Annotated in this window: 20 protein-coding genes; 2 read left to right on the top strand and 18 right to left on the bottom strand. The window is 46.0% G+C overall.

Annotated features, from left to right (window positions below; genetic code table 11):
- The first annotated feature begins 31 nt into the window (after positions 1–31).
- Positions 32–1,237, top strand: coding sequence for a purine nucleoside transporter PunC (gene punC / locus IQP38_RS14050; RefSeq protein WP_054579443.1), 1,206 nt, complete (start codon positions 32–34; stop codon positions 1,235–1,237).
- A 44-nt stretch (positions 1,238–1,281) separates the two neighbouring features.
- Here the strand turns inward: punC and IQP38_RS14045 are convergent, their stop codons facing one another.
- Complete coding sequence (locus IQP38_RS14045; protein WP_062730792.1) at positions 1,282–2,058, bottom strand: transporter substrate-binding domain-containing protein; 777 nt, start codon at positions 2,056–2,058, stop codon at positions 1,282–1,284.
- Positions 2,059–2,173: 115 nt separating this feature from the next.
- Here IQP38_RS14045 and IQP38_RS14040 point away from each other — a divergent pair, with 115 nt between their 5' ends.
- Positions 2,174–2,914 (top strand): amino acid ABC transporter permease, encoded by a 741-nt coding sequence (locus tag IQP38_RS14040; protein WP_005383852.1) that lies wholly within the window; start codon positions 2,174–2,176, stop codon positions 2,912–2,914.
- A 69-nt stretch (positions 2,915–2,983) separates the two neighbouring features.
- Here the strand turns inward: IQP38_RS14040 and glmU are convergent, their stop codons facing one another.
- From glmU to yidC, 17 genes are all read right to left on the bottom strand, one after another.
- A complete protein-coding gene (glmU, locus tag IQP38_RS14035; protein WP_193837681.1) occupies positions 2,984–4,345 on the bottom strand; it encodes a bifunctional UDP-N-acetylglucosamine diphosphorylase/glucosamine-1-phosphate N-acetyltransferase GlmU in 1,362 nt (453 codons plus the stop codon).
- 149 nt (positions 4,346–4,494) lie between these two features.
- Positions 4,495–4,917, bottom strand: a complete 423-nt coding sequence (locus IQP38_RS14030; protein WP_005378937.1) for a F0F1 ATP synthase subunit epsilon — start codon at positions 4,915–4,917, stop codon at positions 4,495–4,497.
- Positions 4,918–4,935: 18 nt separating this feature from the next.
- On the bottom strand, positions 4,936–6,339 hold the full coding sequence (atpD, locus tag IQP38_RS14025) for a F0F1 ATP synthase subunit beta (RefSeq protein WP_005383849.1): 1,404 nt from the start codon (positions 6,337–6,339) through the stop codon (positions 4,936–4,938).
- Between the two features lie 35 nt (positions 6,340–6,374).
- Positions 6,375–7,241: a F0F1 ATP synthase subunit gamma gene (gene atpG / locus IQP38_RS14020; protein ID WP_005378932.1), complete on the bottom strand. Its 867-nt coding sequence runs from the start codon at positions 7,239–7,241 to the stop codon at positions 6,375–6,377.
- Between the two features lie 44 nt (positions 7,242–7,285).
- Positions 7,286–8,827 carry a F0F1 ATP synthase subunit alpha gene (atpA, locus tag IQP38_RS14015; protein ID WP_005378931.1) on the bottom strand — a complete coding sequence of 514 codons (1,542 nt, stop codon included), beginning with the start codon at positions 8,825–8,827 and terminating at the stop codon, positions 7,286–7,288.
- Between the two features lie 13 nt (positions 8,828–8,840).
- Positions 8,841–9,374, bottom strand: coding sequence for a F0F1 ATP synthase subunit delta (gene atpH / locus IQP38_RS14010; RefSeq protein ID WP_053350671.1), 534 nt, complete (start codon positions 9,372–9,374; stop codon positions 8,841–8,843).
- 14 nt (positions 9,375–9,388) lie between these two features.
- A complete protein-coding gene (gene atpF, locus IQP38_RS14005; RefSeq protein ID WP_005378929.1) occupies positions 9,389–9,859 on the bottom strand; it encodes a F0F1 ATP synthase subunit B in 471 nt (156 codons plus the stop codon).
- A 74-nt stretch (positions 9,860–9,933) separates the two neighbouring features.
- Entirely contained in the window at positions 9,934–10,188 is a 255-nt protein-coding gene (gene atpE, locus IQP38_RS14000) for a F0F1 ATP synthase subunit C (RefSeq protein ID WP_002540812.1), read from the bottom strand.
- A gap of 57 nt (positions 10,189–10,245) precedes the next feature.
- The gene (gene atpB / locus IQP38_RS13995; protein ID WP_005378922.1) at positions 10,246–11,058 is read right to left on the bottom strand and encodes a F0F1 ATP synthase subunit A; all 813 of its coding nucleotides are present in this window, start codon (positions 11,056–11,058) and stop codon (positions 10,246–10,248) included.
- A gap of 8 nt (positions 11,059–11,066) precedes the next feature.
- Entirely contained in the window at positions 11,067–11,456 is a 390-nt protein-coding gene (locus IQP38_RS13990) for a F0F1 ATP synthase subunit I (protein ID WP_005378921.1), read from the bottom strand.
- 189 nt (positions 11,457–11,645) lie between these two features.
- Entirely contained in the window at positions 11,646–12,527 is an 882-nt protein-coding gene (locus tag IQP38_RS13985; protein WP_017821562.1) for a ParB/RepB/Spo0J family partition protein, read from the bottom strand.
- A gap of 24 nt (positions 12,528–12,551) precedes the next feature.
- A complete protein-coding gene (locus IQP38_RS13980) occupies positions 12,552–13,325 on the bottom strand; it encodes a ParA family protein (RefSeq protein ID WP_005383838.1) in 774 nt (257 codons plus the stop codon).
- A gap of 10 nt (positions 13,326–13,335) precedes the next feature.
- Positions 13,336–13,971, bottom strand: coding sequence for a 16S rRNA (guanine(527)-N(7))-methyltransferase RsmG (gene rsmG / locus IQP38_RS13975; protein ID WP_005378902.1), 636 nt, complete (start codon positions 13,969–13,971; stop codon positions 13,336–13,338).
- Positions 13,971–15,866: a tRNA uridine-5-carboxymethylaminomethyl(34) synthesis enzyme MnmG gene (gene mnmG / locus IQP38_RS13970; protein WP_193837680.1), complete on the bottom strand. Its 1,896-nt coding sequence runs from the start codon at positions 15,864–15,866 to the stop codon at positions 13,971–13,973. The genes rsmG and mnmG overlap by 1 nt, the downstream gene beginning before the upstream one ends.
- A 477-nt stretch (positions 15,867–16,343) precedes the next feature.
- Positions 16,344–16,778, bottom strand: a complete 435-nt coding sequence (gene mioC, locus IQP38_RS13965) for an FMN-binding protein MioC (protein ID WP_053304046.1) — start codon at positions 16,776–16,778, stop codon at positions 16,344–16,346.
- Positions 16,779–16,878: 100 nt separating this feature from the next.
- Positions 16,879–18,240 (bottom strand): tRNA uridine-5-carboxymethylaminomethyl(34) synthesis GTPase MnmE, encoded by a 1,362-nt coding sequence (mnmE, locus tag IQP38_RS13960; RefSeq protein ID WP_005383836.1) that lies wholly within the window; start codon positions 18,238–18,240, stop codon positions 16,879–16,881.
- Positions 18,241–18,370: 130 nt separating this feature from the next.
- A complete protein-coding gene (gene yidC / locus IQP38_RS13955) occupies positions 18,371–19,993 on the bottom strand; it encodes a membrane protein insertase YidC (protein ID WP_005383834.1) in 1,623 nt (540 codons plus the stop codon).

Below are 19,993 nucleotides of genomic sequence, written 5' to 3'. Positions count from 1 at the left end.
AAAATGATTAAATAATTTGACTGGTTGAATCATGAAAATCTCAAAACTACAGCTCATTTATCTGGCAGCATTATCGATGCTTGGCTTCGTTGCTACCGATATGTATCTGCCAGCATTCAAAGCGATGGAAATCGACTTTGCAACAGGCCCTGAGCAAATTGCGCTCTCTTTAACGGTATTCCTCGTTGGTATGGCGATTGGCCAGCTAATGTGGGGATTGGCATCCGATAAATTTGGCCATCGTAATACACTCGCAGCCGGGTTGGTGCTATTTACTATCGCGTCATTCGGTTTGGCTTTCTGTGATCAAGTATGGCAACTACTCACACTGCGCTTTATCCAAGCTATCGGTGTGTGTGCACCAGCCGTGATCTGGCAGGCTATGGTCATTAAACGCTACTCAAGCAGTAGCCAACAAATTTTTGCGACAATCATGCCACTCGTCGCGCTATCACCAGCACTAGCACCTCAATTAGGGGTAGTGTTGGCAGATAACTTCGGCTGGCACAGTATCTTTATTACGCTAACACTGGTTGGTGTCTTTTTGGTCTTTGCGACCATGGCACAAAAAGACGAGAAAGCAGAAATCAAACAAACCAGTATGTCTGCCGACATCAAAGCGCTGCTGAGTTCTAAAAAATACCTTGGCAACGTGTTTATGTTTGCGACGGCTTCAGCTGCATTCTTTGCTTACCTAACTGGGATGCCAGAAATCATGGCGCAACTGGGCTACGAAGCAAAAGATATTGGTTTGAGCTTTATCCCACAAACCATCGCGTTTATGGCTGGTGGCTACTTAGGTAAAGTAGGCGTTCGAAAATTTGGTGATGAAAAGGTTCTGCGCCAACTGATTGGCCTATTTAGTGTCGCGGCATTAATGATTTTCATTGCTTCACAGTGGGATCTGTCATCGATTTGGCCTATTCTTGCGCCATTCTGTTTGATTGCCGTTGCTAACGGCGCGCTGTACCCAATCGTGGTAAACCGTGCATTGGCCAGCGCACAACAGAGCCCTGCAACAGCAGCAGGTCTGCAAAACAGCCTGCAAATCTGTGTAAGTAGCTTCTCAAGTGCATTGGTAGCCGCAATGGCAAGCCAAGCTCAGATGGTTACTGGCATCGCAATCATCATCTGTATGGGTGGGCTGTGGATGGGATACATTCTGTCGAATCGCGAATTATCCAAGCACTTTACGACTCCTGACAACGCCCGAGTCGTGAGTGAAGACGAACTTTAATCGTTCAGATAATAAAAAGAGCCGCGCAATGCGGCTCTTTCTGTTTATAAGCTTTTCAACCCCCATTTCTTGGCAGTCTGCTTAAAAAAGCCTTGAGTCTTTTTCAACTCTACCCAGTGATTGATGTAATTAATCCATACTTGATCGTCTTGCGGCAACAACATAGCAATTGGGGTTGGTTTACGCGGTGCGGTCACTGGCACTATCGCCAATTGTTTAAACTTATCCACCAACGTCGCTGCTTCCACATTGGACGTCACCGATACATCGGCCCTGCGAGATAGTAGTTCTTGGAAGTCGCGCGCTGGCGCTTCAATAACAATATGCTGAGCAGACGGGAAGAACTCTTTCACCATTTTTTCTTGTACCGTACCTAACGTCGCCGCGACTTTTACTTCTGGTTTATTAAAATCCGCCCAATCAGAGAATTTGGCGAGATCTTTCTTTTGCACCACAGGTACAAAGGCAAGGTAGAAATATGGCTGGCTATATCCAGCTACTTTCGCGCGAGACATGTTCAGAGATGCGCTGCCAGTAATATCGTATTTGTTGGCGGTAATGCCATTAACTAGCGTCTTCCAATCCGTGGGCACATACTCCACTTTTACACCGAGATCTTTAGCAAGTTCTGTTGTTACATCGATATCGAAGCCACGATAACTGTTTGTCGCAGGGTCTTTCATCGTCATCGGATTCCAATCTCCCGTCGTTCCAACTCGGAGTACGCCATTGTCTAAAATGGATTGAAGACGGCTTTCAGCGTGAGCGACTTGAGTCGCAGCAAGCAAACACATTCCTAGCACTAGTAAAATCTTTCTCATTTTTATTCCCTTAAAAATAATGACCTTATACGGTTTAATAATTAACCTTTATTAGAGCTCTACTGATAACATAGCAGCAACAAAGGAAGTTTTTTAGTTAATTCAGGGAGTAAATGTGACGTTTCGAACTCTATGGCTGTTTTCACTGCTATTACTCACTGGTTGTTCAGATTATCAATGGGGCTGGTATGTACTTGACCCTTCGACGGATCAAGGACTCACCAATCTAAAGTTTTTAATCGCTGGGTTTAATGACACCATTCAGGTATCACTCCTCAGTATGTTATTTGCGATGAGCTTGGGCCTGATCGTTGCGTTACCCGCTCTGTCGGACTCAGCCTCTCTGAAGTGGATAAACCGTATTTATGTCGAGGTGATCCGTTCAGTGCCAGTTTTAGTCTTACTACTTTGGGTGTATTACGGCATGCCTACGCTATTGGATGTCTCACTCAATCACTTTTGGGCGGGTGTTATTGCACTGACTATCGCTGAGAGCGCGTTTATGGCGGAAGTATTTCGCGGTGGAATACAAGCTATCAGCCGTGGCCAGCATGAAGCGGCTGAATCTTTGGGCTTAAGCTATTGGCAAAAGATGCGCTTGGTAATTCTTCCCCAAGCGTTTCGGCAAATTCTCCCACCACTGGGTAATCAATTTGTCTACATTCTCAAGATGAGTTCTTTAGTCAGCGTGATTGGTTTAAGCGATCTCACTCGCCGTGCTAATGAGCTGGTGGTGAATGAGTACTTACCCTTAGAGATTTATACCTTCCTCGTTTTGGAGTACTTGTTGCTCATCCTATTTGTATCTCAAGCCGTTCGTTGGCTCGAAAAACGTATTGCCATTCCTAGCTACTAGCGATGAAGCCTTAGCTAGAAACAACAAAGCCGCTCTTGTTGAGCGGCTTTGACAGAGTGTAGGTAATGCTTATTTCTGTTTTACAGGACGCTGCCAGCCAGTAATTTTGCGCTCTTTGACGCGAGTAATTACTAACTCACCTTCTTCAACATCTTTTGTTAGTGTCGTGCCTGCACCGATGGTTGCGCCATCAGCGATAGTGACAGGCGCCACCAGCTGGCTATCAGAACCAACAAAAACATCATTACCGATGATGGTTTTAAACTTGTTCGCACCATCGTAGTTACAAGTGATCGTACCTGCACCGATGTTAGTACGTTGACCGATCTCTGCATCACCTAAGTAAGTTAGGTGGTTCGCTTTTGAACCTTCTCCGATGCGCGCATTTTTCACTTCAACGAAGTTACCCACATGGGAATCGTTACGCATTTCAGCACCAGGACGAAGGCGAGTAAATGGACCAACCGTACATTCTTCACCAACCGTTGCACCTTCAATCACACTGTAAGGGCGAACGATGGTGTTGTCGTCGATTTCACAATCTTTCAGTACACAACCCGCACCGATAACCACGTTATCACCCAGTGAAACATTACCTTCGATGATAACATTCACGTCGATTTCACAGTCCATACCGCACTGTAACTCACCACGCAAATCAAAGCGTGCTGGATCGCGTAGCATGACACCTTGCTCTAGCAGCTTCTGAGCTTGCATTGACTGGAAAGCACGCTCTAGACGAGCAAGCTGCGCGCGGTCATTGACCCCTTCCACCTCAATGGCATTGACTGGGTGTACTGCCTCAACGGCACGACCTTCATCGTGTGCAGCTGCAATAACGTCAGTTAGGTAGTATTCGCCTTGTGCGTTGTTGTTGTTTAAGCCAGACAACCAACGCTTAAGATCCCCACCAGTCGCAACCATCACGCCAGTGTTGATCTCTTTAATTTGTTTTTGTTCTTCTGTTGCATCTTTTTGCTCAACGATCGCAACAACAGGACCATTCTTACGGATAATACGACCGTAGCCTGTCGGGTTATCAAGCATAACGGTGAGCAGAGCAATACCGCCAGTTGGCTGTGCATCTAATAGGTTTTCAATCGTTTCAGCTGAAATCAGTGGAACATCACCGTAAAGCACGAGGATTTTTTCATCGTCTTCAAAGCGAGGAGATGCTTGATCAACCGCATGACCAGTCCCTAACTGCTCCGCTTGAAGCACCCAATTTACAGGCTCTTCTGCAAGAGTGGTTTGCATTTGATCACCACCGTGACCAAAGACCAAGTGGATATTTTGTGCACCTAGACCTGTACATGTATCAATCACATGTTTTGCCATTGGCTTGCCTGCCAAAGTGTGTAGCACTTTAGGCATGTTCGAATGCATACGGGTACCTTTACCCGCTGCAAGAATCACAGCACTGAATTTCATTGATAACCTATTGACGTTTTATGTTAATTGGCCGTTATTTTAAACAGCTCTTTTAAAATAGTTAATGGAGTAAGGTAAATTTCCAACTAAAATTAATCAAAAAGGCGACCAATTGGCCGCCTTTTTTCATGCAACGTTGCTAATTGAGCTTAGCGACGCTTTTTTGTCAGCTCGATAACTCGTAGCTGAGCAATGGCTTTAGCCAGTTCACTGGCCGCTTGTGCGAAGTCCATGTCACCATGCTGATTCTGGATTTGCTCCTCAGCGCGGCGTTTGGCTTCTTCTGCCTTCGCTGCGTCTAGCTCTTCACCACGGATAGCTGTATCAGCTAGTACAGTCGCTGTACCAGGCTGAATCTCTACCATACCACCAGAAACATAAATAATTTCTTCGTGGCCGTGCTGTTTCACAATACGCACCATACCAGGCTTGATAGCGGTCAGCAGCGGTGTGTGACCATGGAAAATACCAAGTTCACCTTCGCTACCGGTCACCTGAAACGTTTCAACACGACCAGAGAAGATTTTCTTCTCAGCGCTTACTACGTCTAGGTGAAAGGTTATTGCTGCCATATCGCCTCCTAGTTAGCCTTATAGCTTCTTCGCATTCTCAATAGCATCGTCGATGCTACCGCAGTACATAAATGCCTGCTCAGGAATGTCGTCGTATTCACCAGCTAGTAGACCTTTAAAGCCACGTAGAGTCTCTTTTAGAGGTACGTAAATACCAGGGTCACCTGTAAATACTTCTGCTACGTGGTAAGGCTGAGTTAGGAAACGCTCAATCTTACGTGCACGAGATACAACTTGCTTATCTTCTTCAGATAGCTCGTCCATACCTAGGATAGCAATGATATCTTTCAGCTCTTTGTAGCGCTGAAGAGTCTGCTGAACACCACGAGCAACTTCGTAGTGATCTTGACCAACGACTAGTGGATCAAGCATACGAGATGTTGAATCTAGCGGGTCGATCGCAGGGTATAGACCCATTGCAGCGATGTTACGGTTAAGTACAACCGTTGCATCCAAGTGCGCGAACGTTGTTGCTGGAGACGGGTCAGTCAAGTCATCCGCTGGTACGTATACCGCCTGTACAGACGTGATAGAACCTGATTTCGTTGACGTGATACGCTCCTGAAGTACACCCATCTCTTCTGCAAGAGTTGGCTGGTAACCTACCGCAGAAGGCATACGACCTAGTAGTGCTGATACCTCTGTACCTGCAAGTGTGTAACGGTAGATGTTATCAATGAACAGTAGTACGTCACGACCTTCGTCACGGAAACGCTCTGCCATTGTTAGACCAGTCAGTGCAACACGTAGACGGTTACCTGGTGGCTCGTTCATCTGACCGTAAACCATCGCTACTTTTGATTCTTCAGGCTTCTCAACGTTTACAACGCCCGCTTCCTGCATCTCGTAGTAGAAATCGTTACCTTCACGAGTACGCTCACCAACACCAGCGAATACTGATAGACCTGAGTGCTGTAGTGCGATGTTGTTGATAAGTTCCATCATGTTAACGGTCTTACCTACACCTGCACCACCGAATAGACCGATTTTACCACCCTTAGCGAATGGACAAATTAGGTCGATTACTTTAACGCCCGTTTCTAGAAGTGCAATTTCGTTTGATTGCTCTTCGTAGCTTGGTGCACTACGGTGGATAGAGTAAACCTCTTCCGCACCCACTTCACCACGCTCGTCAATTGCGTCACCTAGGACGTTCATGATACGACCTAGAGTTTTAGTACCTACTGGTACTGAAATTGGAGCGCCAGTGTTAACCACTTCAACTCCACGACGTAAACCATCAGAGCTACCCATTACGATACAACGAACTACGCCACCGCCTAGCTGTTGTTGAACTTCAAGAACTAGACGCTCTTTTGAGTCCGTTACGTTTAGAGCGTCATATACACTAGGTACATTGCTCTGTGGGAACTCTACGTCGACTACCGCACCGATGATCTGTACGATCTTACCTGTAGCCATCGTTAATCCTCTAAACTATTTCGTTTTACCTAAGCTTAAACCGCAGCTGCACCACCAACGATTTCTGATAGTTCTTGTGTAATCGCAGCCTGACGGGCTTTGTTGTACACAAGTTCCAAATCGTCAATCAAACTGGTTGCGTTATCCGTTGCAGCCTTCATCGCAATCATTCGAGCCGCTTGCTCACAAGCAAGGTTCTCAACCACACCTTGGTATACCTGAGACTCTACGTAACGCACTAATAGCGTATCCAGTAGAGGTTTTGGTTCAGGCTCATAGATGTAGTCCCATGAATGCTCACGCTGCATCTCTTCGCTGTCCGATTTAGGCAAAGGTAGCAATTGATCGATCGTTGGTTGCTGAACCATAGTATTTACAAACTTGTTGAATACTACATATAGACGGTCCAGTTCACCTTCATCGTATTTCTTCAGCATTACGCCAACAGAGCCGATTAGGTCTTGTAGGCTTGGATTATCTCCAAGACCAGAAACCTGTGCCGCAACTTTTGCGCCACCATGTTTAAAGAAAGCTGTTGCTTTTGAGCCAACAACGGCTAGCTCAATCTCAGCACCTTTCTCTCTCCATGCTTGCATGTCTGTAACGGCTTTTTTGAACACGTTAATATTCAAACCACCACACAGACCACGGTCTGTCGAAACGATGATGTAACCAACACGTTTAGCTTCACGCTCTTCTAGGTACGGATGACGGTACTCTAGGTTTGCGTTAGCCACATGACCGATCACTTTACGCATTGTTTCAGCGTATGGACGAGAAGCTTCCATTGCATCTTGAGAACGACGCATTTTTGAAGCTGCTACCATTTCCATCGCTTTCGTAATTTTCTGAGTGCTTTTAACACTACCGATTTTATTACGTATCTCTTTTGCGCCGGCCATCGTTACTCTCCGTTAGTTGGTGGCAGAAACTGCCACCGACCTAATTACCAAGTTTGGGTTGCTTTGAAGTCGTCAGTCAGTTTCTTCAACTGAGCTTCGATTTCATCGTTGTAAGCGCCAGACTTGTCGATCTCAGCTGCTAGTTCAGCGTATTGACCGCGAGCGTACGATAGTAGAGCCGCCTCGAAATCTAGAACTTTGTTAAGTTCTACATCATCAAGGTAACCGCGCTCTGCCGCGAAGATAGTTAGAGCTTGGTCAAATACAGACATTGGAGCATACTGCTTCTGCTTCATTAGTTCTGTAACTTTTTGACCATGGTCTAGCTGTTTCTTCGTTGCGTCATCAAGGTCAGAAGAGAACTGAGCAAATGCCGCTAGTTCACGGTATGCAGCTAGTGCTGTACGGATACCACCTGATAGTTTCTTGATGATTTTCGTCTGAGCTGAACCACCTACACGAGATACTGAGATACCTGGGTCAACAGCAGGACGAACACCAGCGTTGAATAGCTCAGTTTGTAGGAAGATCTGACCATCGGTAATCGAGATTACGTTAGTCGGTACGAATGCTGAAACGTCACCTGCTTGAGTTTCGATGATAGGAAGAGCAGTCAAAGAACCAGTCTTACCTTTCACTTCACCGTTAGTGAAACGCTCTACGTACTCTTCGTTTACACGAGCTGCACGCTCTAGTAGACGCGAGTGTAAGTAGAATACGTCACCTGGGAATGCCTCACGGCCTGGTGGACGTTTAAGTAGTAGAGAGATCTGACGGTAAGCTACCGCTTGCTTAGATAGATCATCGTAAACAATCAGTGCGTCTTCACCGCGATCGCGGAAGTATTCACCCATCGCACAACCTGCGTAAGGCGCTAGGTATTGAAGCGCTGCAGATTCAGAAGCTGATGCAACTACAACGATAGTGTTTTGTAGTGCGCCGTGCTCTTCTAGTTTGCGAACAACGTTAGCGATAGTCGATGCTTTCTGACCGATTGCTACGTAGATAGAGAAAATACCAGAGTCTTTCTGGTTGATGATCGCGTCGATCGCCAGTGCTGTTTTACCAATCTGACGGTCACCGATGATAAGCTCACGCTGACCACGACCGATTGGGATCATAGAGTCAACTGACTTATAACCAGTTTGCACAGGTTGGTCTACCGATTTACGGTCGATTACACCTGGTGCGATCACTTCTACAGGCGAAGTCATTTTCGCTTCGATTGGACCTTTACCATCGATAGGCTCACCCAGCGTGTTTACTACGCGGCCTAGTAGTTCTGGACCAACTGGCACTTCAAGAATGCGGCCAGTACCTGTAACTTTCATGCCTTCCTTAAGGTCAGCATATGGGCCCATTACAACCGCACCAACCGAGTCACGCTCAAGGTTAAGTGCCAGTGCATAACGGCCACCCGGTAATTCAATCATTTCACCTTGCATCACGTCCGCTAGGCCGTGGATGCGGATGATACCATCGCTTACCGATACGATAGTACCCTCGTTGCGAGCTTCACTAACAACTTCGAAAGATTCGATACGTTGTTTGATCAGATCGCTAATTTCCGTGGAATTAAGTTGCATGCTCCAATCCCCATTAAGACTGCAATGCATCGCTCAGGCGGTTCAAACGACCACGCGCTGAGTCATCGATGACTAGGTCTCCGGCTCGAATAATAACCCCACCAAGTAGGGTCTCATCTACACTGCAATTCAGCTTCACTTTGCGTTCAAGACGCTTTTCAAGTTTGCTGCCAATGTTTGCAAGTTGTTCATCAGAAAGCTCTGTTGCTGAAATTACTTCAACATCAATTTCTTTCTCATGTTCTTTTTTCAGAGTAAAAAACTCCGTACAAACATCAGGAAGGGCCGATAAACGACCATTCTCAGCCATTACCTTCAAAAGGTTTTGACCGTGCGCATCAACTTGTTCGCCGCAAACTGCAACAAAAATTTCTGCCATTTTGTCAGCAGAAACCGAACCCGTTAGTAGTTCGTTCATTTGTTCGTTTTTGGCCACTTCAGCAGCAAAAGATAACATTTGGCCCCATTGGTCCAACTGGTCTTTCTCTAAAGCAAAGTCGAAGGCTGCTTTAGCATAGGGGCGTGCGATAGTAGTCAAATCAGACATATGCGCCCCCAGACTTAAAGTTTTGCAGTAATGTTGTCGAGAATATCTTTTTGCGCATCTTTATCGATAGAACGCTCAAGGATTTTCTCAGCACCAGCTACAGCCAGAGTAGCAACTTGTTTGCGCAGCTCATCGCGTGCACGATTGCGTTCAGCTTCAAGTTCTGCTTCTGCTTGCGCTAGGATTTTCTGGCGTTCTGCCTGAGCTTCCTCGCGAGCTTCATCAAGAATTTGAGACTTACGCTTGTTCGCTTGTTCGATGATCTCAGTTGCTGTGCGCTTCGCTTCTTTCAATTGATCAGAAGCGTTGGCTTGTGCTAGATCCAAGTCTTTCGCAGCACGTTCTGCTGCTTGAAGACCATCAGCAATTTTCTTCTGACGCTCTTCGATCGCTTGCATCAATGGTGGCCATACATACTTCATGCAGAACCACACAAATAGTGCGAACGAGATTGCTTGACCTAGCAGAGTTGCGTTTATGTTCACAACAGCTACCCCTCTATTTGGACTTAGTGTTAATCAGTGACAAGCGATAATCGCCCGTCCCGAGTTAAAGGTGATTAACCTAGTTGACCAACGAATGGGTTTGCGAAAGTGAATAGTAGCGCGATTACGATACCGATCATTGGAACCGCATCAAGTAGACCCGCGATGATGAACATCTTAACTTGTAGCATAGGAGCCATTTCTGGTTGACGTGCAGCACCTTCTAGGAATTTACCACCTAGCAGTGCGAAACCAATCGCTGTACCAAGAGAAGCAAGACCGACGATAATACCTACGGCGATTGCAGAAAAGCTCAGTAAAGTTTCCATTACTATCTCCAATTTATAGTTGTTGGCTTAGTGCCCAAATAAAAAGCTTTAAAAAAATTAATGATCAGGATCTTCGTGTGCCATTGACAGGTAAACAATTGTCAACATCATGAATACGAAGGCTTGAATCGTAATAACCAAGATATGGAAGATTGCCCACGGTAGTGAACCCATCCATTGTAAGTACCATGGTAGCATTGCCGCACAAAGAATGAATACAACCTCACCCGCGAACATGTTACCGAATAGACGCATACCAAGTGATAGAGGTTTCGCTAATAGCGATACCACTTCAATTAGTAGGTTAAACGGAATCATCAGTGGGTGATTGAATGGATGTAGTGCAAGTTCTTTTGCGAATCCACCTAGACCTTTTACTTTGATGCTGTAGTAAATCATCAATGCAAAAACGCCTAGAGCCATAGCCATGGTGATATTCACATCAGCAGACGGTACAACCTTAAGGTAAGGAATACCTAGCCAATGCTCTGCTGGGTATGGTAAGAAGTCGATAGGAACTAAGTCCATCACGTTCATCAAAAATACCCAACAAAAGATAGTCAGTGCTAAAGGCGCGATCAGTGGGTTGCGTCCATGGAACGTGTCTTTGACGTTATCGGCGACAAATTCAACGATCATTTCTACAGCACACTGAAGCTTACCCGGTACACCCGCTGTTGTTCTCTTTGCTACTTTGTAAAAAATTCCGAGGAAGATTAAACCAGTAAACCAAGAAAAAAACAGGCTATCGATATGTACGTTCCAGAAACTTGTCTCCGACCCTACTAAACCCAACTTGTATAGCGATAGGTTAGAAAGGTGGTGGGCAATGTAACCGGACGATGTTAGCGCTTCACCTGGCGCAGCCATAACTCATCCTATTTTTTGTTGTTAATGAATAGCACTGGTGCACAGATATTAATACCTAGTACCAGCAAATAGGTTAGTTTGAGGGGAACAAGTTCCACCTGCATATACATGTAGGCAACATAGAACAGTGCAACCGTGATGAGAATTTTCAGTACTTCACCCGTATAGAAGGAAGCAGCGATGCGCTTGGCAGCGCGAGCTCCACTAAACATGAAAGCACACAGCGCGAATACTGCATTGGCAACAACAAAAATGCCTCCGCCAATCAGCGCTGAAAATCCCCAGTCAGGATTTATGGCTACCGCCATTCCTGCTGCCACAAAAATAACCGCGCCAGACTGGATCATTAACAATTGCCTTGCGAGCTCTCGTCCTGGTCTAGCTAACGCAGCTACCATGTATTCGTACCTCTAGTAATATCCACTTCGCACTTAACTCTCTGTGCTGGGAAATTGGCGAAAATTATACGTTCAGTTCAACGTAAAGCAATTCGATTGCATCAAAAACTTACAGTTTTGTTTACAAAACGACAACTTTCGCACAAAATTCGATTAATTAGATTAATTGACCTAAATCAATTATCTCATCTAGGCCTCAAGCTTGGCAATTAGTTGGTCCAATTTGTGAGGCTCATCAAGACTTATCGTCAATTTCGCTTTTCCGTTTGCAGAACGGGTAAGAGAAACTTTTGCATCAAGCAGCTGACTCAATTTATGCGACATTTGCTCGGCTTCGGTATCCTCTTGTTGCCCTTTTTGCTCATTTTGTGGGGCTAAGCACTTTTTTACTAACTGTTCGGTTTGGCGAACAGTCATTTGCTTCTTAGCCACTTGTTGAGCTACTTCGACTTGCTGTTCGCCTTCTAACGCTAACAGAGCTCGAGCATGACCCATTTCCAATTTTTTATCTGCAACCAGACCTTTTACATCAACTTCCAACTGATTCAGACGTAATAGGTTACTGACCGTCGTTCTTGATTTACCAATCACATCGGCCACTTGCTGATGTGTCAGCGTGAATTCATCTTGTAGACGTTCAAGCGCTTGGGCTTCCTCAATCACATTCAAGTCTTCACGTTGAATGTTTTCAATCAACGCCATGGCGATGGCGGCACGATCTTCAACTTTTTTCACCAAACACGGCACGCGTTTTAAACCCGCCTGCCTTGCAGCACGCCAGCGGCGCTCACCTGCGATGATCTCAAACTGACCACTTTCGACCTGGCGAACCACGATTGGTTGAATAATGCCTTGTGATTGAATCGAAGCCGCTAGTTCTTCTAGCGCTTCAGGCGCCATATCTTTACGCGGTTGGTATACGCCCGGCTGCAATTGACCAATCGCTAAATCGGTTAACTCACCGTCTGCCGATAATTCTTGGCTATGCGATGCAATATGCTGTTTTTCACGAGCAAACGAACTGGTCGACAATAACGCATCCAGTCCTTTTCCGAGACCACGCTTAGACATGGGATTGAATTCCTTAGGTTAGAGTTAAACTGGGATTTCTTCGCGGCGGAGCATTTCGCCCGCTAGAGCAAGATACGCTTTGGCACCTGCGGAGTACTTATCGTAGTACATTGCTGGCTTACCGTGACTTGGTGCTTCAGCCAAACGAACATTACGCGGAATGACAGTACGGTAAACTTTATTCCCAAAGTGTTTTTTAAGTTGATCGGATACTTCATTCGATAAGCGGTTGCGTGGGTCGTACATGGTACGCAATAAACCTTCGATTTTGAGGTTTTCATTCACAACAGCCGCTAACTTGCTGATTGTATCCATAAGAGCAGTTAAACCTTCTAACGCAAAGTATTCACATTGCATCGGCACCAGCACAGAGTCAGCTGCCGCCATCGCATTGATTGTAAGAAGGTTTAGAGAAGGAGGACAATCAATAAAGATGAAATCATAGTTATCGCGAACTGACGACAATGCATTTTTTAGACGCACTTCACGAGCGAAAACTTCCATCAATTTGATTTCTGCCGCGGTTACGTCTCCGTTCGCCGCGATCAAATCATACTTCCCTGTTGTTTGGGTACAAACGACTTGATCGAACGGTGTATCTTCGACCAAAAGATCGTATGCGGTGGCGTCGACCATATACTTATCCACGCCACTGGCCATCGTAGCATTACCTTGCGGGTCGAGATCGATCACCAAAACCTTGCGCTTTGTTGCCGCCATCGAAGCCGCTAAGTTAATGCACGTTGTTGTTTTGCCGACCCCACCTTTCTGGTTGGCGATTGCTACAATTTTACCCACGATTACCTCGCTAATTTTCCTTGCGCGATAAGATTACTAGATGACGATCACCTTCCAACTCAGGAACAGCCAAAGATATGATCTCTGTCACACTGCACCATTCAGGAAGCTGATCCATTTCATCTTTAGGGTGCTGTCCTTTCAGCGCTAGAAACACCCCGTGCTCTTGTTTCGGCAAATGGTGGCACCATTCCACCATGTCTGTCATTGAAGCAAAAGCTCGACTCAAAACGCCATCAAATTTTTCTTCAGGCTGGAATTCTTCGACGCGACTTTGAATTGGTGTCACGTTTTTCAGCCCTAATGTGTGCACAACTTGCTTGATAAAACGGATGCGTTTGCCAAGACTGTCGAGCAAAAAGAAGGTTTTCTCAGGGTTCATGATTGCCAAAGGGATGCCCGGTAACCCCGGACCAGTACCAACATCAATGAAGCGCTCACCGGGCAGGTGTGCGCTTACAACGATACTATCAAGAATATGTTTCACTAACATATCAAGCGGATCACGTACCGATGTTAAATTGTATGCTTTGTTCCATTTGTCGAGCAGTTCGACATAACCAACTAACTGCTCTCGTTGCTGTTCTGACACTTCCAAATCGGTTTTCGCGATCAGTGAATCCAGCTTTGTTCGCAATGCGCTCATTATTCTTCCTCACCTTTCTTCAGCAAACCATGCTTTTTCAAGTGAACAAGTAGAATAGAAATTGCAGCAGGCGTAATACCAGAAATGCGTGATGCAATACCGATGCTCTCTGGTTTGGCCTCGCTCAGTTTAGCAACGACTTCGTTTGATAAACCTTTTACATCGCGGTAATCCAAATCAGCAGGTAACTTGGTATTTTCGTGACGCAGTGATTTTTCGATCTCTTCCTGCTGACGCTTGATGTAACCATCGTATTTCACTTGAATTTCAACTTGCTCAGCCGCTTGCTGATCTTCAAGAGCAGGAGCAAACGCTTCAAGTTGCGTCAGTTGCGAATAAGTGATCTCTGGACGACGCAGAAGATCCTCACCACTCGCTTCACGGGCCATTGGGGTTTTCAGCAGCTTGTTCAACTCATCAACACCCTTTGACTTCGGATTCATCCACGTTGCTTTCAAACGCTGACGCTCCGTTTCCATATTGTTGATTTTCTCGTTAAAGCGAGCCCAACGAACATCATCAATCAAGCCTAGCTCGCGCGCTTTTTCCGTTAAACGTAAATCGGCGTTATCTTCACGAAGTAGCAGGCGGTATTCCGCACGAGAAGTGAACATGCGGTACGGCTCTTTGGTACCCATGGTCGATAAGTCATCAATCAACACGCCCATGTAAGCTTGGTCACGACGTGGGCTCCAGCCTTCTTTGTCTTGGCTAAACAAGCTTGCGTTTAGGCCCGCCATCAAGCCTTGCGCTGCGGCTTCTTCGTAGCCAGTCGTACCATTAATCTGGCCAGCAAAGAACAAACCATGGATGAACTTCGTCTCGTACGTTTGCTTCAAATCACGTGGATCGAAGAAATCGTATTCAATCGCATAACCTGGGCGAACGATGTGTGCATTTTCAAACCCTTTCATTGAGCGCACGATTTGTACTTGCACATCAAATGGCAAGCTGGTCGAGATACCATTAGGGTATAACTCGTGCGTGGTTAGGCCTTCTGGCTCAATAAAGATTTGGTGGCTGTTTTTGTCAGCGAAACGCATCACTTTGTCTTCAATAGACGGACAGTAACGCGGACCAATACCTTCAATCACACCTGCGTACATTGGACTGCGATCCAAGTTACTACGGATCACATCGTGAGTTTGTTCATTGGTGTGGGTGATGAAACATGGAATCTGACGCGGATGCTGTTCACGTTTGCCCATGAACGAGAATACAGGCGTTGGGTTATCACCGTGCTGAGCTTCTAGCACTGAAAAATCAACAGTACGAGCATCAATGCGCGGTGGAGTACCTGTTTTTAAACGATCCACACGGAACGGCAGTTCACGCAGTCGATCCGCTAATGCGATCGATGGTGGATCCCCGGCACGACCACCAGACGAGCTTTCCATACCTATGTGGATCTTACCACCAAGGAAGGTACCCACGGTTAGCACAACGGCTTTCGCATGGAAGCGAAGTCCCATTTGAGTTACCACACCAACTGCGCGATCTTGTTCAACAATCAGATCATCAACTGATTGCTGGAACAACGTTAAGTTAGGCGCATTTTCTAATGCATTACGAACGTACGTTTTGTACAGAGCGCGATCGGCTTGAGCTCGAGTTGCTCGTACTGCAGGACCTTTGGAGGCATTTAGTGTACGAAACTGAATACCTGCATGGTCGATGGCTTCAGCCATCAAACCGCCCATAGCATCTACTTCTTTTACTAAGTGACCTTTACCAATACCACCGATCGCCGGATTACAAGACATCTGGCCTAATGTATCGATGTTATGGGTAAGGAGAAGTGTTTTTTGTCCTGTGCGTGCAGATGCGAGCGCGGCTTCCGTTCCTGCGTGTCCGCCACCGACAACAATGACGTCAAAGTTTTCGTGATAAAGCATGAACTGACCTCAGGTATTCAAAGGGATTTAATGGACAGATAAAGGAGCCGTATTTTACCTGCTTTATGCCAGAGAGAAAAACGTTTTCTCGTTTTATCCGTTTTAAGCTTCAAGATAAATATATATAAGATCTATATATATGATCTTTTATTAGATCTACTATTAGGATCGACCGTTTCTGTGGATAACCTAAAAATGATCAACAAGATCATGGATCTTCTTTGGATCATATCTTGTGATCATGATTGGATCAGATCGAGGATTACCTGGGATCAAAAGTGGTGGTTATACACAGGGGGTAAAATTGATCAAAGTTGTTATTGGGATAACTAAAGGAAAATCACTGGATCTTATTGTAGTTATCCACAGTATGTTTGGTTGGTTTTTGAGCGGTTAAACAAAATAATTTGGTGGGAGTTATTCACATGGGAGAAAACAGAGCCGAATTTCGACTCTGTTGAAGGGAAAGTCGTGAGTTTAAAAACGTTCGATATTCTCTTTTAACCACATCTCTGCGGCGTCTTCTGGCACATCATGGCTCAGTACATCGATTTTAAAGCAATCTGCGAGAGGGGTTGCACCAATATCCTCTAATAAATCATAAGCGTGTTGACCAGCGGCACAGAACGTATCGTAGCTAGAGTCACCAATCGCAATCACCGCAAATTTTACATCAGTCATTTTTGGCGGTGTATTTTGTAATGCTGCGATAAAAGGTTGGATATTATCAGGATACTCACCAGCTCCATGTGTAGAGGTGATCACCAACCACGTACCTTGATTTTCGATATCATTGAGGGAAGGCTGGTTGTGGATCGTTGTTTCAAATCCATTCTCGTTGAGTAGATCACTCAGGTGATCCCCTACGTATTCTGCGCCACCTAACGTGCTGCCTGTAATAATGTGGATCATACTTCTTCCTTATTGAATGCGACGGCTAAAGCTCATGGATGGCTTGCCGTACAAAAAGAAACGCGGTGTGAGTTAAGCTCAGCACCGCGCGTTCGATTATTTACTTCCCGATACAGAATGAAGAGAAGATTCGTCCCAGTAAGTCGTCAGAACTGAACTCACCGGTAATCTCATTGAGATGTTGTTGGGTGATGCGTAGCTCTTCAGCCAATATTTCACCTGCCATATAGCCTTCAAGCTGCTCCTGGCCTATTTGAAGGTGCTGTGCGGCACGTTCTAATGCATCGAGATGACGACGACGAGCCATAAACCCACCTTCACTGTTGCCAGAGAAGCCCATACACTCCTTGAGATGATCGCGCAGAGCTTCAACCCCTGCACCAGTCTTCGCTGACAAACGGATAAGAGTAGGGTTATTGACGTGGCAGATCCCCATATCTTCACCCGTTTGATCCGCTTTATTACGGATCACAGTTATGCCAATGTTGTCTGGTAGGCGATCCACAAAATCTGGCCAGATATCTTTCGGATCGGTGGCATCGGTTGTCGTGCCATCCACCATGAACAATACGCGGTCTGCTTGGGCTATTTCATCCCACGCGCGTTCGATACCGATTTTCTCTACTTCATCGGAAGCATCACGCAAACCTGCTGTATCAATGATGTGTAGTGGCATGCCATCAATATGGATATGCTCACGCAGTACATCACGCGTGGTTCCTGCGATGTCGGTTACGATTGCAGATTCTTTACCCGATAGCGCGTTCAGTAGGCTTGATTTGCCCGCATTTGGACGACCCGCAATCACGACTTTCATCCCTTCACGCATAATAGCGCCTTGGTTAGCTTCTTTGCGCACCGCATCTAGGTTGTCGATGATGGCTTGTAGGTCACCAGCCACTTTACCGTCGGCCAAAAAGTCGATCTCTTCTTCAGGGAAGTCGATGGCTGCTTCAACATAGATACGCAAATGAATCAGCGACTCAACTAAGGTATTAATGCGGCCTGAAAATGCGCCCTGTAAGGATTGCAGTGCCGATTTTGCTGCTTCTTCAGAACTGGCATCAATGAGGTCTGCGATCGCCTCGGCTTGAGCGAGGTCGAGTTTATCGTTCAGAAATGCGCGTTCAGAGAACTCACCAGGGCGAGCAGCTCGAATACCATCTATACCTAGAATGCGTTTTATCAGCATATCCATCACGACAGGGCCGCCATGGCCTTGTAGCTCAAGTACGTCTTCACCGGTAAATGAGTGTGGGTTAGGGAAGTACAGTGCGATGCCCTGATCAAGCACAGTGCCATCTTCTGACTTAAACGGCAGGTACTCTGCGTAGCGGGGCTTTAGTGTTTTGCCAGTGACTTCTAACGCCACTTGGTTGGCTTTAGGGCCAGAAACTCGAATAATACCGACACCGCCACGACCAGGCGCGGTCGCTTGAGCGACAATCGTATCTGTAGTCATAATTTTGCCTTTTGAGCTGGGCTATAGGGAAGATACCTAGGGAGCCATCACAATTAATTAGCTGAATTGTAATCAGCCAAAAACAAAAAGGCGACCTTTTGGCCGCCTTTCTCAATCATTTCCTAAAAGGTTACTTGCTGTGTAAGCCTTTTTTCTCTAATCCTTTGTAGATCAGAGTTTGCTGGATAAGCGTTACGATGTTCGACACCAACCAGTACAGAACGAGACCTGATGGGAAGAACAAGAAGAAGAAGGTAAACATAACCGGCATAAAGGTCATGATCTTCTGCTGCATTGGATCCGTTACCGTTGTCGGGCTCATCTTCTGGATTAGGAACATAGACGCACCCATCAATAGCGGCAGGATGTAGTAAGGGTCCTGCGCTGAAAGGTCATGAATCCAACCGAAGAATGGTGAGTGACGTAGCTCTACCGATTCCATTAGCGCCCAGTATAGTGCGATGAAAATAGGCATCTGTAGGATAAGAGGTAGACAACCACCTAGTGGGTTCACTTTCTCTTTCTTGTACAGTTCCATCATTTCTTGGCTCATGCGCTGACGGTCATCACCGATACGCTCACGCATTGCTTGCAGCTTAGGCTGTAGCATGCGCATTTTCGCCATAGACGTGTATTGCGCTTTTGTTAGTGGGTACATTGCACCACGAACGATGAAGGTCAGACAGATGATTGCCACACCCCAGTTACCAACAAAGCTCTGGATGAATGAAAGCAACATATGAAGAGGCTTCGCAATGAACCATAACCAGCCGTAGTCCACTACTAGGTCTAGGTTAGGTGCCACTTCTGCCATTTCATCTTGCAGTTTTGGACCAACCCAAAGTGTTGCTTCAAACTTAGCCTGATCGCCTGTTGCGATAGTTTTGTTTGGCATACGAACGCCGATGTCGCCTAGGTTGCCAATTACACGAGTGTATAGGTTAGTACCTGGTTCGTTACGTGGGATCCAAGCTGCGGCAAAGTAGTGCTGAATCATTGCTGCCCAACCTTGGCCATCGGCTAGGTTAAGAGACAGGTTGCGATCCTGCATATCATCAAAGCTGTACTTCTTGTAACGCGTATCTTCTGTTGAGTATGCGCCACCACGGTAAGTAGGCATTGTGATGCTACCACCATCGTCCATTAGGTTTTGACGTAGGTGAGCGTACATACCAAATGTTGCGTTGTTGCCTGAGTTGTTCACTACATCGTATTCAACATTAAGCGCGTAGCTGCCGCGTTTAAAGATGTAAGTTTTGGTGTATTCGATGCCGTTTGCAGTGAATGTCATCGGAACGCGAAGTTCATCTTGACCGTCAGCCATTGTGAAGCTGTCTGCACTTACGTTGTAGTGAGGGCGATTTGTGCTGCTCAAGTCGATACCTTGAGGACCCACTAGACCGCTTTGAGCGATAAATTGGTGACCTTGAGCGTCTTTAAGCAGAACAAAGGAATCTGATGAATCTAACTCAGCAGAGTATTCGTTAAGGTTGGCATGTACCACATCGCCACCAACGGTGTCGATCGACAGAGTTAAAACATCAGTCGTTACTGTGATAGTTTTTGCAGAAGCTTGCTGTTGACCAGGAACTGGGTCAAGTTCATCAGCAAAAGATGGTGCAGGTAGAGTGCTGCTTGATTGAGCCTGTTCAACTGCTTGAGGTTCTGGATTCTTTGCAACTTGCCATTGTTGAAACAGCAAAAAAGAAACCAGGGCCAAACCGATGAGCAGGATATTACGTTGAGAATCCAT

The organism is Vibrio sp. OPT41, assembly GCF_015163595.1.
Lineage (GTDB): Bacteria > Pseudomonadota > Gammaproteobacteria > Enterobacterales > Vibrionaceae > Vibrio > Vibrio alginolyticus.
This window is presented reverse-complemented; position numbering and strand designations above follow the sequence as displayed.

Excerpts from the sequence above, each read along its gene's own strand:
- punC (WP_054579443.1), top strand. The coding sequence starts at position 32 with ATGAAAATCTCAAAACTACAGCTCATTTATCTGGCAGCATTATCGATG.
- IQP38_RS14045 (WP_062730792.1), bottom strand. The coding sequence starts at position 2,058 with ATGAGAAAGATTTTACTAGTGCTAGGAATGTGTTTGCTTGCTGCGACT.
- glmU (WP_193837681.1), bottom strand. The coding sequence starts at position 4,345 with ATGAAATTCAGTGCTGTGATTCTTGCAGCGGGTAAAGGTACCCGTATG.
- IQP38_RS14030 (WP_005378937.1), bottom strand. The coding sequence starts at position 4,917 with ATGGCAGCAATAACCTTTCACCTAGACGTAGTAAGCGCTGAGAAGAAA.
- atpD (WP_005383849.1), bottom strand. The coding sequence starts at position 6,339 with ATGGCTACAGGTAAGATCGTACAGATCATCGGTGCGGTAGTCGACGTA.
- atpG (WP_005378932.1), bottom strand. The coding sequence starts at position 7,241 with ATGGCCGGCGCAAAAGAGATACGTAATAAAATCGGTAGTGTTAAAAGC.
- atpA (WP_005378931.1), bottom strand. The coding sequence starts at position 8,827 with ATGCAACTTAATTCCACGGAAATTAGCGATCTGATCAAACAACGTATC.
- atpH (WP_053350671.1), bottom strand. The coding sequence starts at position 9,374 with ATGTCTGATTTGACTACTATCGCACGCCCCTATGCTAAAGCAGCCTTC.
- atpE (WP_002540812.1), bottom strand. The coding sequence starts at position 10,188 with ATGGAAACTTTACTGAGCTTTTCTGCAATCGCCGTAGGTATTATCGTC.
- atpB (WP_005378922.1), bottom strand. The coding sequence starts at position 11,058 with ATGGCTGCGCCAGGTGAAGCGCTAACATCGTCCGGTTACATTGCCCAC.
- IQP38_RS13990 (WP_005378921.1), bottom strand. The coding sequence starts at position 11,456 with ATGGTAGCTGCGTTAGCTAGACCAGGACGAGAGCTCGCAAGGCAATTG.
- IQP38_RS13985 (WP_017821562.1), bottom strand. The coding sequence starts at position 12,527 with ATGTCTAAGCGTGGTCTCGGAAAAGGACTGGATGCGTTATTGTCGACC.
- rsmG (WP_005378902.1), bottom strand. The coding sequence starts at position 13,971 with ATGAGCGCATTGCGAACAAAGCTGGATTCACTGATCGCGAAAACCGAT.
- mnmG (WP_193837680.1), bottom strand. The coding sequence starts at position 15,866 with ATGCTTTATCACGAAAACTTTGACGTCATTGTTGTCGGTGGCGGACAC.
- mioC (WP_053304046.1), bottom strand. The coding sequence starts at position 16,778 with ATGATCCACATTATTACAGGCAGCACGTTAGGTGGCGCAGAATACGTA.
- mnmE (WP_005383836.1), bottom strand. The coding sequence starts at position 18,240 with ATGACTACAGATACGATTGTCGCTCAAGCGACCGCGCCTGGTCGTGGC.
- yidC (WP_005383834.1), bottom strand. The coding sequence starts at position 19,993 with ATGGATTCTCAACGTAATATCCTGCTCATCGGTTTGGCCCTGGTTTCT.